A 14,245-nucleotide genomic window follows, 5' to 3' on the forward strand; every position below is an offset into this window, starting at 1 on the left:
TTGCCTCCTTTGGTGGGGGCTTTTTTATGGGTGAGAAGAGGTGCCATCAAAGCCGATGTGATCGGAACTGTAGGCTTTGGGTTCGATGTGAACGGTGACCCTCGCTGGGGCGAAAATTTGCTCTAGGTGACGTTCAACTTTTTCGCTAATGGCATGGGCAGTGGCCACATCCTCGGCGGCGGCAATGAGGTGCATTTCAATAAAGACTTGCCGACCGCGCAAACCCCGTGACGCAATGTCGTGGCAATTAATCACCCCAGGAATTGTCATCACTTGTTTGTGGATTGCTTCGGGGGCGATCGCCATTTCATCGACTAACCAGGGCAAATTATCAGTGAGCACTTCCCAGGCACTTTTAAATACTAAAGCGGCCACGGGAAATGCCAGCACCACATCTAACCATTGCAGTTGTGGTAGCCCCCAAACCTTCGCTTGCCAGACCCCTAAGAGACCCAACATCACAAGGATCGTCACCCAAATATCGCTCATGGTGTGTTTGGCATCGGCGAGTAAAATCGCACTGCCTACCCGTTGGCCTGCCCGCCGCTCGTAGAATGCCACAAAAATATTGATTCCCAGCACGACAATGAGCCAACTCAGTTCCCCCAGGCTGATGCTGATCTCACTTTGCCCAGCAATTAATTTGGCGATCGCCCCCTGTAAAATTTCAAAACAGGCAATCCCCAGAAACATCCCAATCCCCAAAGCGCCGACTGCTTCAAACTTTTGATGGCCATAGGGGTGATCCCGGTCGGGTTCCGGTGAAGAGAATTTATTGGCAAATAAGCCCAGCACATTATTGGCGCTATCCGTAAAACTATGGAGAGCATCCGCCTGGAGACTCAGGGAACCCGTGATCAAACCCACCACAGCCTTTAACGTCATCACGAGCAAGTTCAGCCACAACGTTAACCACAACACCCGCCGTACCTCCCGGCGATTATCTTGGGGCAAGTGATGCGAGGAATAACTATGCTCTGGCATGGTGCTTATGGGGAGAAGACGGATTGAATCGCAAATCCAGCGTAACCGAAGTTGCTTAATTCATACCCCTCACCGCTGTAAACTTGTTTGAAGCTGAGTCGCCAATTGACTTTCGCTGCGACAAGGTTCTAAACAATTTAACCCTTGACACACCAGGGCAATACTCCCTGCAGGCAATTCCTGGGTGGGTTTAAGCACCACCGTATTTAACAGGGTTTTTCTGAGTTTCAACAATTGCTGCGGCTTCGCTTTTACGACGGTGCCATGCAAGTACCAATCCAGGGCTAAAAGTAATGTGGGGCACTGTTGCGGGGATTTTTCGAGCACAGACCCAAAGGCCTGCAACGCATCCGTGGCTCGGTCGAGGTACTGGGTGTTTTCTGTGAGCAAGAAAAGACGCATCAAATTACAGATGGCAACGCCGTTGGCCGCAGGGGTGGCATTGTCTTGGTAACTGCGTTCTTGGATTAAGAGTTCGGGACTTTGGCGATTGTTGAAATACCCCTTCAAATCCGTTGACCAGAACTGCTGATCGAATTCTGTCTGGAGGGCGATCGCCTTTTCGAGCCAATGCGTCTGCTCAGGATGATTAGTCTGCAAATCCAACAAAGCTTTAATAAGAAAGGCATAATCTTCCGACTGGGCCATCCCGTCTGCTTCCCCATCAAAATTTAGCCGATATAAACGCCCCCCTTGCCACTGGTGTTCGAGGATAAAATTGACACAGTTGACGGCTAATTCCCAAGCTTTTTCGAGGCCTAAAACCCCATAAATCCGCGCCAATCCCGAAATCATCAAACTATTCCAAGCCACAATTAATTTCGTATCTGTAACCGCCGGAATTCTGCCGGGCCAAGCTGTTGCCTTTGCTTCGGTGTTATCGCGGGCGGGGGGAAACTGATCGAGGGCCTGCCGGGGCGTACCGTAGCGCTCTGTAAATAACTGGTCGAGAATCCCTTGCAAGCTCTCCGAAATTTCTGTGGACTGCCGTCGTTTTAAAACAATTTTCCCCTCAAAATTACCGTCCGGCGCAATAAAAAATGCCTGTTCCAATTCAGCAAATTGTGCCGCCGTGAGTTGCGCCTGGAGTTCGTCGTAATCCCAGACATAGAAAGCGCCTTCTTCTGGTTCTGGGTGTCCGGCATCGAGAAAACTATCGGCATCCTGGGCTGCATAAAAATAGCCTTGGGGGGCCGTCATTTCCCGGGCGAGCCAAGCGACGGTTCCCTCTAGGGCCGTTTTAAAGGCAGGCTCCGTCACCCCCTCCGCCCACAAATTGGCGAGAAACTCAGTGATTTGCCCGTTGTCATAGAGCATTTTTTCAAAATGGGGCACCGTCCAATGGGGATCGACGGTATAGCGATGGAAGCCGCCCCCCACATGGTCATAAATTCCCCCCAGGGCAAGGTCTAAACCCCGTTTGGTACTCACTAACAAACCGTTGTGGCGCGCATTCGAGGTAAAACGACTTCCCTGTAAGGCGATCGCCCCGTAGGGGATCATCGGAAAACTTGGCCCCGCATCACCCCGGCCCACAATGGCAGTGCAAGGCTCTAGGCCTTTGAGAAACAGATTTTGATCGAGGGGCGCTTGGCCCTGGGGCAGTTGAGCAGAACGGCCTAAAATTGTGAAAATTTCAGTTTTAATCTCCTGGAGTTTCTCCGGCTCCTCATCAAAGAACCGTCGCAGGGACGTCAGCACATCCAAAAATCCAGGGCGATTATACCGGGGGGAAACAGGAAAATAGGTACCCCCATAAAATGGCATCAAATCAGTCGGCGTCAGGAAAATATTCAGTGGCCAGCCTCCTTGCCCCGTCATCAGTTGCAACGCTTGCATATAGATGCTGTCGATGTCTGGCCGTTCCTCGCGATCCACTTTGATTGGTAAAAAATTTTCGTTTAAATAGGTGGCAACTTCTGGATCCGAAAACGCCTCCCCTTCCATCACAGTGCACCAATGGCAGGAAGAATAACCAATGGAGAGAAAAATGGGCTTATTTTCTACCTTTGCCTGGGCCAAAGCCTCATCACACCAATACCACCAGTCGATGGGATTATCCGCGTGTTTACGGAGATAGAGACTTTTGGTGTCGGCCAAGCGATTCGCCATGGAAAGTGCTGCTCCTGGAAAGAATTTCTAAAGGCATTCTAGCGAATGGATTCTGTGCCAAATTTGCCAGGGTGATCAGTTAGAATCGAACAGCAATCTTTTGCCATCTATCTGCCCTCGGCCCCCTTTGGATTCATGTTAGACAAAAGCCTCGCTAGTCCCAGAGACCAATTCTTCCAAAGCTTCAGAAATTTGGGTGATTATGCCCGGCGTCCCCAGGGAGCAGCCGTTATTGGTTCTATTGCCTTGCATGGATTGGCAGCAGCAACGATTCCCCTGTGGGCCAGCTTTGACAATGCGCCCCCAGAGTCCCAGGAGCGTTCGGTAGTGAGGGTGATGGATTTACCCCCGGAGGTGCAAAATCGTCTCCCTTCGACAACAGCATCTTTAGATTTATCAATTTTCGAGGCGAGTCCGGATTTCAATTTAGACTTGTCTGGCTTAAGTGGTCAGGGAATGAATCCCAACGGGACGTACATTACTGGCCTTAATACCCTACCGACCCCCATGGCTCCTAGTCTAGGGCAAGATAGTTTTTCCTTTATTCCCCTCAGTCCGCCCCCAATCTCCAGTAGCTATACCGGGTTTGCACCGCCGCCGCCCCCCCGGAATATGAGCTTTTTACCGCCACCACCGAACGTTCCGAACCAGACCAGTTCCCAGCTTCCTAATGCACCAACAGAGACAGAGCGGGGCGCTTTACCGACCTTGACACCCCCCAGACCCAATGGAAATTCTGGCCAACAGCAACAGTTCACGATTCCCACCAAACCCGACCCGGAATTAGTGGAACGGCAACGGCGACTCGAAGAAGAAGCGGCGATCGCCCTCCAACCCCGCACCAATAACCCCAACAGGGGCGAAGTGTACTTTGATGCTGATCTGCTTAAACCACGGGAACTACGCAATAACAATGGCAGTAGTAGTAATAGCAGCAATAGTAATAGTGGTACAAATAATACGAACAATCGCCCCCACACACCCAGCACCAACACACCGCCCCCAAGCCAAACGGCGGCCCGCAATACAGCGGCAGTCAATCGTAGCCTGACAGGAAACTATCCCAAGGGGGCCTGTAGTAGCCAAGCTAGCGGTACCGCGACTTACAATGTCACCGTGTCCCCAGAAGGTAGTCCTTCCCAATGGAACCTGGTGCAAAGCTCTGGGACAAATGCCTTGGATAACCAAGCGAGTCAAGATATTCGTAACGCCCGTTTTGATGGGAAAAATAGCAACTACCGGGTCAGCGTGAACTATAGATACGAACCCGCTTTTTGTGCGGCGTTTATGCCAAAACCCCAACCTGCCCCCACCAATTCAACAAACTCGACTCCGGCTAATCCGCCAGCACCAGCGCGTATGACCCCGAAAGCACCGGAGGCTTCAACTGAAACTGAGGCGATCGCCCCCGATGAAACTCCCTAACTTATCCCTGCAATGACCCCAGCTTTTTTCCAAAAACTACAGGCGCACCAGGATCGCCTTAATGCCTGTCTGGCTGATTTTCAGCGGGTTAAAGTGCTCGTCATCGGCGACTTAACCCTCGATGAATTTTTGGTAGGTGCCGTGGAGCGACTATCCCGAGAAGCTCCAGTATTAATCCTCCGCCATGAGCATACCCAACAAATTCCAGGCGGTGGGGCCAACGCTGCCTACAATCTTGCAAAACTTGGTGCTCAGGTTAAAGTAGCTGGGATTGTCGGCCAGGATTCCCAGGGAGAAGCCCTTTGCCGAATTTTTGCTGCTGCGGGTATCGATACCACTGGTATTATCCATGAAGCCCAGCGTCCAACCGTTACCAAAACCCGAATCTCAGGCCATGCCCGCCAGTCTGTCACCCAGCAAATTGTCCGCATTGACCGTAAATCCGACGCCCTCCCCAGTCACGAAATTCAAAGCCAATTAGTCGCTTATATACGCAGTCAAATTCCCCACGTTGATGCGGTGGTCTGCTCTGACTATGGGGATGGTGTTTTCAACGCAGCTGTTATTGAAGCTGCTCTTGAGCACCCCCATGTGATTGTCGATGCCCAAAGGGATTTACACCGTTTTCGGGGAGCGATGGTTTTTACACCGAACTTACCAGAAGCAGAACAGGCCGTTGGACAACTCATCGAAACCCCCACTGCCCTCAATCAAGCGGCTCAAACGCTTCTAGAGCAAACTCAAGCGAAATTTATGTTAATTACCCGTGGGGAAGATGGCATGAGCCTTTTCCATTCTGTAGATAATCAACTACAGGAAGAATATATTCCAGCCTTTAATCGGACTGACGTTTTCGATGTTACAGGCGCTGGGGACACGGTGGTCGCCGCTTGGGTTCTAGGTTTTTGTGCTGGGGCAACACCTTGGGAAGCAACGGTTTTGGGCAACCTTGGTGCGAGTATTGTTGTGAGAACTTTTGGCACAGCGACGACTTCCGTAACAGAGATGCAGGAAACTTTGCAATTGTTGCTGGATGAAGGTCTGGAAAATTAGTCTTCCAGCAGCTCTTTTGCGCAATTAATTGGAGAAAATGAGCAAACCCAGGCCGGGCAATCAGGTTAAAATATAGGACGCCATTATCTATTTTTATCCTAATACCGCCGAAACATTTCTCCATGAAAAGTGCTTTCCTCGATCGCCTACATAGTCCTGAGCGTCCTGTCCTTGTGTTTGATGGGGCAATGGGCACCAATCTGCAAGTACAGAATTTGACGGCGGCAGATTTTGGGGGGGCCGAATATGAAGGCTGTAATGAATATTTAGTCAAAACCAAGCCGGAAGCCGTGGCGACGGTACATCGTGCTTTCCTGGCGGCTGGGGCCGATGTGATCGAAACGGATACCTTTGGTGGTATATCGGTGGTGCTCGCGGAATATGACCTCGCCGACCAAGCGTATGAACTGAATAAAACAGCCGCAGAACTCGCCAAAAGCGTCACGGCAGAATTTTCGACTCCCGAAAAACCCCGTTTTGTCGCCGGATCTATTGGGCCAGGGACAAAATTACCGAGCTTGGGCCACATTGATTACGACACCCTAGAAAATGCCTTTGCGGAACAGGCCGAAGGTCTCTATGATGGCGGCGCGGATCTGATGCTCGTAGAAACCTGTCAGGATGTGCTGCAAATTAAAGCGGCCCTCAATGGCATTGAGCGCACCTTTACGAAAAAAGACGATCGCCTGCCGATCATGGTCTCGGTGACGATGGAAACCATGGGCACAATGCTAGTGGGCACTGAGATTGCCGCCGCCGTTGCCATTCTCGAACCCTACAAGATCGACATTTTAGGGTTGAACTGTGCCACTGGCCCCGACCTGATGAAGGAACACGTTAAATATTTGTCGGAGCATTCCCCCTTCATCGTGTCTTGTATCCCAAACGCTGGATTGCCCGAAAACGTTGGCGGCCAGGCCCACTACAAGCTCACCCCCCTCGAAATGAAGATGGCAATGATGCACTTCGTCGAGGATTTAGGCGTGCAGGTGATCGGCGGTTGTTGCGGGACGCGCCCCGAACATATTCAAGCCTTAGCAGAAATTGCGGCTGAACTCACGCCAAAAGAGCGTCACCCTGACTATGAACCCGCTGCGGCCTCGATCTATAGTCCCCAACCCTATATCCAAGACAACTCCTTTTTAATTGTCGGCGAACGTTTAAATGCCAGTGGTTCGAAAAAATGCCGTACGTTATTAAACGAAGAGGATTGGGATAGCCTGGTGTCACTCGCCAAATCCCAGGTAAAAGAAGGTGCCCATGTCCTCGATGTGAACGTCGATTATGTCGGGCGGGACGGGGTGCGCGATATGCATGAATTGGCTTCTCGTTTGGTGAATAACGTCACCCTGCCCTTGATGCTTGATTCCACCGAATGGGAAAAAATGGAGGCTGGTTTAAAGGTGGCTGGCGGAAAATGTATTCTCAATTCCACCAACTATGAAGACGGTGAAGAGCGTTTTTATCAGGTGCTTTCCTTGGCGAAAAAATACGGGGCCGGGGTGGTAATCGGCACCATCGACGAAGAAGGAATGGCCCGCACCGCCGAGAAGAAATTTGAGATTGCCAAACGTGCCTATGATGCGGCGATCGCCTATGGCCTGCCCGCCCATGAAGTGTTCTTTGATCCCTTGGCTTTACCGATTTCCACGGGGATTGAGGAAGATAGAAATAACGGACAGGCGACCCTCGATGCGATTGCAAGAATCCATAACGAATTGCCCGGTTGCCACATTATTTTGGGCGTGTCAAATATTTCCTTCGGCCTAAATCCGGCAGCGCGCCAGGTGTTGAACTCTGTCTTTTTGCATGATGCGATGCAGTTGGGAATGGATTCGGCGATTGTGAGCGCCAGTAAGATTTTACCGATGGCGAAAATTGATCCAGAGCATATCAAAATTTGCCGAGATCTGATTGGCGATCGCCGTGAATTTGAGGGGGAAGTTTGTACCTATGATCCCCTGACAAAACTAACAGAATTATTTGCTGGGAAAAAAGCAAAAAAAACCGAAGCAATTGATAAAAATCTCCCCATTAACGAACGCCTAAAACAGCACATCATTGATGGCGAAAGATTGGGATTAGAAGATGCATTGACGGAAGCTTTAGAACAATATCCGCCCCTCGATATTATTAATATCTTCTTGCTCGATGGCATGAAAGTTGTCGGTGAACTTTTCGGCTCTGGACAAATGCAATTACCCTTTGTGTTACAGTCAGCCCAAACCATGAAAGCCGCCGTTGCTTTCCTTGAACCATTTATGGATAAAGAAGAAGGCGATGATAGCGGTAAAGGCACATTTATCATTGCCACCGTGAAGGGCGATGTCCACGATATCGGTAAAAATTTAGTCGATATTATTCTGTCTAACAATGGCTATAAAGTAATTAATTTGGGTATTAAACAACCCGTCGAAAACATTATCCAAGCCTACGAAGAAAATGGTGCAGATTGTATTGCCATGAGTGGGTTGTTGGTAAAATCCACTGCCTTTATGAAGGACAATTTAGAAGCCTTTAACGAAAAAGGCATTACCGTTCCCGTGATATTAGGGGGAGCGGCCCTCACACCAAAATTTGTTTATCAAGACTGTCAAAATACCTACAAAGGACAAGTGATTTACGGGAAAGATGCCTTCGCGGATCTGCATTTCATGGATAAACTCATGCCCGCTAAGGCCGAGCAGCAATGGGACGATTTTGATGGTTTCCTAGGGGACTATGCCGAGGCGAACCAGCGCACCTATAGCGGCGATGGTGAAGAAATTGCAGTCGAAGAAACCAAATCCCAAGAACCAGAAGTTATCGATACCCGCCGTTCTGAATTTGTCGAGGATAATATCGCCCGTCCCCGGCCTCCCTTCTGGGGGACAAAAATTCTCCAGGCGGAAGACATTGATCTAGAAGAAATTTTTTGGCATCTCGATCTTCAGGCGTTATTTGTCGGTCAGTGGCAATTCCGCAAAACCAAAGAACAATCTAAAGAGGAATATGACCAGTTCATTCAAGACACCGTCCATCCGCTTTTAGAACAATGGAAACAAAAGGCGATCGCCGAAAAAATCCTTGATCCGACAGTGATTTATGGTTATTTCCCTTGCCAATCGGAAGGCAACACCTTGATCGTTTATGATCCCGACGAATATGTCAGCGAACAGACTCTTAGCGAAGTGGCTCGCTTTGAATTTCCCCGGCAAAAATCCGGCAAACGCCTGTGCATCGCCGATTTCTTTGCGTCCACTGAATCGGGAGTTTTAGATGTATTTCCCATGCAGGCGGTGACCGTGGGGGAAGTTGCGACGGAATACGCCCGAAAACTCTTTGCCGCCGACGAATACACCGATTATCTCTACTACCACGGTATCGCTGTCCAAACGGCAGAGGCCCTTGCAGAATGGTGTCACGCTCGGATTCGACGGGAATTAGGCTTTGGGGATGCTGAACCCGACAATATTAAAGATATGTTGAAACAGCGCTACCAAGGCTCTCGCTATAGTTTTGGTTATCCGGCCTGTCCGAATATTTTGGATCAATATACCCAATTAGACCTCCTGAAAACTGACCGCATTGGGATGTACATGGACGAAAGTGAGCAAATTTATCCCGAACAATCCACCTCGGCGATCATTACCTACCACCCTGTCGCGAAATACTTCAATGTTTGATCAAGCAAAGCCAATTATTTTCTTTGATGGAGAATGCAATCTTTGCAATGGTTTTGTGGATTTGATGCTCAAAATCGACCCAGACCAAAAGTTTTATCTCGCTCCCCTCCAAGGAAGAACAGCCCAGCAATATTTACCACCCCTTCCCGAAAATCCAGAAGACTGGGCGATCACCTATTTTGATGGGGTGAATACCTACTATGCCTCCGATGCTTGCTTGGCTATCTGTCAAAGGCTGGGCGGCCCCTGGCAACTACTCACCTTGGCCCGACCTTTACCGCAAAACTTCCGGGATTGGCTCTATCGGCTGGTGGCGACCAACCGTTACCGCTGGTTTGGCCAACGCACCTGCCGCACCATGGATTTGACGAAACCCTCCCCATTTCTGCCCTGAATCCCTCAAACTCGGTAAGATAAAGGGCGCACTTGTTTTCAGTTCCTCTACCTCAGACTCGATCAACGACCATGCGCATTAAGGAAATCCTCAACACCGCCGCCATCAACAGCACCATCACCGCCGAAGGATGGGTCAAAACCAAACGGGAATTAAAAGGATTTTCTTTTATCGAAATTAGCGACGGCTCCACGATGAATGGCCTCCAAGTGATTATCGATGGCAATCTGGCCGACTACGAAGCAATCATTAAAAAGCTCAATACAGGGGCTGCGGTTACAGCGACGGGGTTAGTGGTGGAATCCCCAGGTAAAGGGCAACGCATCGAACTCCAGGCCAAAGCGGTGACTGTCCACGGGGAAGCAGATCCGGAAACCTATCCCCTCCAGAAAAAACGCCATAGCTTCGAATTTTTGCGCACCATCGGCCACCTGCGCGGCAAAACCAACACCATGGGGGCAGTGATGCGGGTGCGGAATGCCTGTGCCACCGCGATTCACCAATTTTTCCAGGAACGGGGCTTTATCTGGGCTCACACGCCGATTATTACTGCCAGCGATTGCGAAGGGGCCGGGGAAATGTTTGCGGTCACCAATTTTGATCTGGCCAATCCGAAGCGGACAAAAGAGGGAGCCGTTGACTATGCCGAAGACTTTTTTGGGCGACCTGCTTATCTCACCGTGAGCGGTCAGTTGGAAGCAGAAGTGATGGCGATGGCTTTCAAAGATGTTTATACGTTTGGGCCGACCTTCCGGGCAGAAAACTCCAACACTTCCAGGCACTTGGCGGAGTTTTGGATGGTCGAACCGGAAATGGCCTTTTGCGATATTGTCGGCGACCAGGATTTGGCCGAGGAATTTTTGCGCTACATCTTCAAGTATGTGCTGGAAGCTTGCCCTGAAGACATGGAATTTTTCAACAAGCGCATTGATAATTCTGTCCTCGCCACGGCTCAAAATATTATCGAGAATGAGTTCGCCCGCATTACCTACACCGAGGCGATCGCCCTTTTAGAAAAAAGCAATAAAACCTTTGAATTTCCAGTGGAATGGGGGATCGACCTACAGTCAGAACATGAGCGTTATCTCGCCGAAGACCTATTTAAAAAGCCCTTGATCGTGAGCAACTATCCAAAAGACATTAAGGCTTTTTATATGCGCCTCAATGATGACCAGAAAACCGTGGCGGCCATGGATGTGCTCGCGCCAAAAATTGGCGAAATTATTGGTGGCTCCCAACGGGAAGAACGGCTCGATGTGCTGGAACGACGCATTCAGGAGATGAACATCGAAGCAGCAGATCTGTGGTGGTATCTCGATCTACGGCGGTTTGGCACCGTCCCTCATGCGGGCTTTGGTCTTGGTTTTGAAAGACTGGTGCAGTTTATGACCGGGATGGGCAATATCCGCGATGTGATTCCTTTCCCCCGTACCCCTTTAAACGCTGAATTTTAAGGTTTGTTCTTTAGTTTTGCGATTCACAAATGAATTCAATCAAGACATGTTGATCTTGTTGAAATCTCTGACATTGCTAGGGTGCAGAATAGCAGGCGATCGCCGCAATAAATAAACTTGGAAATTTGATTAGCTAAAGGTGTTATCGGATTAAAGATAAACTTCAACCTTTAGCTATATTCCAGTTGTCAGGAACTATGTTTATTGGGTATTTAAGGCTTCTGTGATTCGCACCAAATCGTGTACCAATTCTGCTAATCGGGTTTCAATTGTTTCATCTATAATTTTTCCTTCCGCAAAAGCTTCCCGCGTCGCGTAAACAAAACGTGGCACGATTAAACAGCGGAAATCTAACATCAAATTGTTCGCAAAGGACATCACAGACATATAGCTAGATTTGCCCCCCGCAGCACAGAGAAAACCCACCGTTTTTTCTTGCCAAGACTGACCAGTGAGTTCCAAGAAATTTTTAAGAGCAGCATTCACATCGTAATTGTAAATAGGAGTAGCGACAATGATGCCCTCAGCTTCGGTCACCATTTCATTCAATGGAGGCAGGCTTGGGTGATCGTAGGTGCTTCTCCCGGCACAAAAAGGTAAATCAAGCTTTCTAAGATCTAGCCATTGGGCAGATTTTCCTTGATTTTGCAGCAGTAATTGTGCTTGTTCTGCGAGAATTTGACTGCGGCTTTCAGGATTAAGACTCGCACCAATAATTAAATAACTCATTTATGATCTTGCTGATTTTTATGACATAGATGACAACGTTTCTAATATAGCTTCTAAAACTCTATGATTGGGGGCAATGCGTGCGACAATAATTCATTGAGAGGCTCATTAGGTCAGAAATTTAGACATTTTCATTGCGTCAGCAACGTAGACATTTATGCGATAATTTGCAAAATATTTTTAGCTGGCAGTTTGTTTTTAAACCAAATAATTGGGTTCGGTAAATCGTCGAATTTTACGCCCGCTTTTTGAAGATTGAGACGGTCTGAAATGGCAATGATTAGATTAGGTTGTTCAGCGCGACGAATCTGAGCGAATTTTTTCTGAAGATATTCCGGTCGCCAATAACCGACAATTTCTAAAAGATATTCCTGGCCATCGGGATGCACCAGACGAAAATCGGGAATCATTACACTCCCCGGCAACGGAATCAAATCAACTTCCCGTTCAAGTTGCCATTCGGTTTTCAGCTTTTGCCAGCCTTTCACAAAAGATTCTTCGAGCATGCTGTCATAGGGTTTACCGGGAGGATAGTGGCTAACGAGATTACAACTGTCATCAAGGCTAAATTGTCCCTGGCGCATGGTGTTGCTGTAGGTGTCTTTGTATTGCAGGTGGGCCTCTAGTTGCCATTTGCTCACATGGAGCAGGGCCGGAAGCATTTTGGCGATCGCCAAGCCATAGCGGGTACTGGCCTTAAATAAACTGGTGGGGCCATCGATAGTGATCGTAAAGCCCGTGTCCGCATCGCCTTCGATGTAGGTCATCAGTTGAAAAAGCTTCAGGTAGCGGAATAGCAGTTTGTATTCCCCTGGGTCATTGCGGTGGGCATGGATGATGAGCTGGCTCGCTTTGTAAAAAATGCCCTGGACTTGGGAAAGGTTATAGCGGTCGATTAACGTTTGGGGAGTGGGAGCCGAAAACTCCGTGAGAATGTGATTTTCGGGTAAATCGGCATAGAGACCCGTGGCAACGGCTGCGGGGGTGACGGATTGATCCGGGGCTTTGTTTAATTCGGTGGCGATCGCCTCCAGGATTTTGAATTGTTGTTCGGGAATTGGCATCGTTGCAGCGGCCTGGGCAAACACCTTTTCCCGCAACATCTGGGGTTCGAGGGGACTGACAATTTCAAAGGTGCTGAAATGATTTTTCAACAGGTGGGCTAAACCCCGCTGCACTTTAAAATCGGTGCTATCTCCTTCGATTTCCTGGAGTTCCGCCTGGAGGACTTTTTTCTGTTCCCCCTGACACCGTTGAAAACAGTCAATTAAAGTTTCAGCTAAGGCGATCGCCTGCTTGTTGGGAGCTAAATATTTCGGGATGAGGCTCTCCCCCTGGCGACGGTGCATGAGTAAATCCGTGGGCAGCATAAAAATCGTAAAATTTGTAACAAAACGTCGGCGTGAATAATCCGTCCCAATGGCCTATTCAACCGGGCAAAATCGCCCAAAGCAGGTCAAATCCAGACTTCAGATTACCTTAACAAATCCGTTATCTTAGATATAGAAAAATTATTAATCTGCCAAAAAACGCAAGATTACCGCCTGGGATGGAAGACTTACTCACCGTAGCCCGCACAACCTATCGCCCCCTAGAATGCCGTCCCGACAGTTATAGAGGTTGGTATCAGCAGGGACAACTCTGCTGGCTCGAAGGCAATGTCGATGAAGCGTTGCTCTGCTACCATCGCGCCCTGGAATATTATCCCAATGACTATTGGGCCTGGTATCATCTGGCGATCGCCCATGAAAAATTAGGCCATGTGGATGAGGCGATCACCGCCTACCAACGGGCCTGTGCCATTGGCCCAGAAAACTATTGGTCTTGGTATGACCAGGGTTGCCTCTACATGGAAGTCCTCCAGGTTTACACCCAGGCGATCGCCTGTTTTGAAAAAGCCCTCGCCGCCCAACCCAACGACTATTGGGCGATTTATCGTCAAGGGGAATGTTGGCGACTCCTGGGCCGTCAGGATCGTGCTGTGACTGCCTATGACCGTGCCCTCGAATTTCGCCCTGGAGATTATTGGTGTTGGTATCGTCGAGGCGATGCCCTCCAAGCTTGGGGAAAACCAGAAGCGGCCCTGGCCAGCTACGACCAAGCCCTCAACGCAAAACCCAATGATTTTTGGGCCTGGTACCAACGGGGAAACACCCTCGCAAGTTTGGGGAATTACCCAGCGGCGATCGCCGCCTTTACCCAAGCCCTAATTGATGCCCCCGACGATGCAGAAACTTGGTATGCCCAAGCCCGTTGTTTGGCCCAGATCGGTGATGGCCAAGGGGCTTTTCGGAGTTTAGAAAAGGCGATCGCCCTCGACCCGCTGACCTATTTCCCCCAAGCAGAAACGGCTTCCTGTTTTGCACCGCTACGCTCCTTAGCTCCTTGGGAAAATCTCCAACAATTAGCTCAGTCCACCCAAGCCTAGA

General features: G+C 49.4%; 10 protein-coding genes. 6 read left to right on the plus strand and 4 right to left on the minus strand.

All coding sequences use genetic code 11. The annotated features are described in order from the left end of the window. Nucleotides 1-24 precede the first annotated feature (24 nt). Entirely contained in the window at nt 25-984 is a 960-nt protein-coding gene (locus AWQ24_RS12570) for a cation diffusion facilitator family transporter (RefSeq protein WP_065717005.1), read from the minus strand. A gap of 69 nt (nt 985-1,053) precedes the next feature. Then, nucleotides 1,054-3,096 (minus strand): thioredoxin domain-containing protein, encoded by a 2,043-nt coding sequence (locus AWQ24_RS12575; RefSeq protein ID WP_065717006.1) that lies wholly within the window; start codon nt 3,094-3,096, stop codon nt 1,054-1,056. A 135-nt stretch (nt 3,097-3,231) separates the two neighbouring features. On the opposite strand from AWQ24_RS12575, the gene AWQ24_RS12580 reads away from it, so the two are divergent. The 5 genes from AWQ24_RS12580 to asnS all read left to right on the plus strand — a co-directional run bounded on the left by AWQ24_RS12580 (nt 3,232) and on the right by asnS (nt 11,087). Then, a complete protein-coding gene (locus AWQ24_RS12580) occupies nt 3,232-4,521 on the plus strand; it encodes a TonB family protein (RefSeq protein WP_065717007.1) in 1,290 nt (429 codons plus the stop codon). Nucleotides 4,522-4,533: 12 nt separating this feature from the next. After that, nucleotides 4,534-5,574, plus strand: a complete 1,041-nt coding sequence (locus tag AWQ24_RS12585; RefSeq protein ID WP_065711285.1) for a bifunctional heptose 7-phosphate kinase/heptose 1-phosphate adenyltransferase — start codon at nt 4,534-4,536, stop codon at nt 5,572-5,574. Between the two features lie 122 nt (nt 5,575-5,696). After that, nucleotides 5,697-9,239 (plus strand): methionine synthase, encoded by a 3,543-nt coding sequence (gene metH / locus AWQ24_RS12590; protein ID WP_065717008.1) that lies wholly within the window; start codon nt 5,697-5,699, stop codon nt 9,237-9,239. Then, nucleotides 9,232-9,633: a thiol-disulfide oxidoreductase DCC family protein gene (locus AWQ24_RS12595; RefSeq protein WP_065717009.1), complete on the plus strand. Its 402-nt coding sequence runs from the start codon at nt 9,232-9,234 to the stop codon at nt 9,631-9,633. The genes metH and AWQ24_RS12595 overlap by 8 nt, the downstream gene beginning before the upstream one ends. A gap of 71 nt (nt 9,634-9,704) precedes the next feature. After that, entirely contained in the window at nt 9,705-11,087 is a 1,383-nt protein-coding gene (gene asnS, locus AWQ24_RS12600; protein ID WP_012308064.1) for an asparagine--tRNA ligase, read from the plus strand. 201 nt (nt 11,088-11,288) lie between these two features. On the opposite strand, the gene AWQ24_RS12605 is transcribed toward asnS, so the two are convergent. After that, nucleotides 11,289-11,816, minus strand: coding sequence for an NADPH-dependent FMN reductase (locus tag AWQ24_RS12605; protein WP_065717010.1), 528 nt, complete (start codon nt 11,814-11,816; stop codon nt 11,289-11,291). A gap of 155 nt (nt 11,817-11,971) precedes the next feature. Continuing rightward, nucleotides 11,972-13,186, minus strand: coding sequence for a DUF790 family protein (locus AWQ24_RS12610; protein ID WP_012308066.1), 1,215 nt, complete (start codon nt 13,184-13,186; stop codon nt 11,972-11,974). Nucleotides 13,187-13,365: 179 nt separating this feature from the next. Between AWQ24_RS12610 and AWQ24_RS12615 the strand changes: the two genes are divergently transcribed. Next, the gene (locus AWQ24_RS12615; RefSeq protein WP_065717011.1) at nt 13,366-14,244 is read left to right on the plus strand and encodes a lipopolysaccharide assembly protein LapB; all 879 of its coding nucleotides are present in this window, start codon (nt 13,366-13,368) and stop codon (nt 14,242-14,244) included. The last annotated feature ends 1 nt before the right edge of the window (nt 14,245 follow it).

The sequence above is a fragment of the Picosynechococcus sp. PCC 8807 genome, from assembly GCF_001693295.1.
In the GTDB taxonomy this organism is placed as follows: Bacteria; Cyanobacteriota; Cyanobacteriia; order Cyanobacteriales; family MRBY01; genus MRBY01.

Bases quoted from the DNA above. Each gene is read 5' to 3' on its own strand.
- AWQ24_RS12595 (WP_065717009.1), top strand. From the start codon at position 9,232: ATGTTTGATCAAGCAAAGCCAATTATTTTCTTTGATGGAGAATGCAAT.
- AWQ24_RS12610 (WP_012308066.1), bottom strand. From the start codon at position 13,186: ATGCTGCCCACGGATTTACTCATGCACCGTCGCCAGGGGGAGAGCCTC.
- metH (WP_065717008.1), top strand. From the start codon at position 5,697: ATGAAAAGTGCTTTCCTCGATCGCCTACATAGTCCTGAGCGTCCTGTC.
- AWQ24_RS12605 (WP_065717010.1), bottom strand. From the start codon at position 11,816: ATGAGTTATTTAATTATTGGTGCGAGTCTTAATCCTGAAAGCCGCAGT.
- AWQ24_RS12570 (WP_065717005.1), bottom strand. From the start codon at position 984: ATGCCAGAGCATAGTTATTCCTCGCATCACTTGCCCCAAGATAATCGC.
- asnS (WP_012308064.1), top strand. From the start codon at position 9,705: ATGCGCATTAAGGAAATCCTCAACACCGCCGCCATCAACAGCACCATC.
- AWQ24_RS12580 (WP_065717007.1), top strand. From the start codon at position 3,232: ATGTTAGACAAAAGCCTCGCTAGTCCCAGAGACCAATTCTTCCAAAGC.
- AWQ24_RS12585 (WP_065711285.1), top strand. From the start codon at position 4,534: ATGACCCCAGCTTTTTTCCAAAAACTACAGGCGCACCAGGATCGCCTT.
- AWQ24_RS12615 (WP_065717011.1), top strand. From the start codon at position 13,366: ATGGAAGACTTACTCACCGTAGCCCGCACAACCTATCGCCCCCTAGAA.
- AWQ24_RS12575 (WP_065717006.1), bottom strand. From the start codon at position 3,096: ATGGCGAATCGCTTGGCCGACACCAAAAGTCTCTATCTCCGTAAACAC.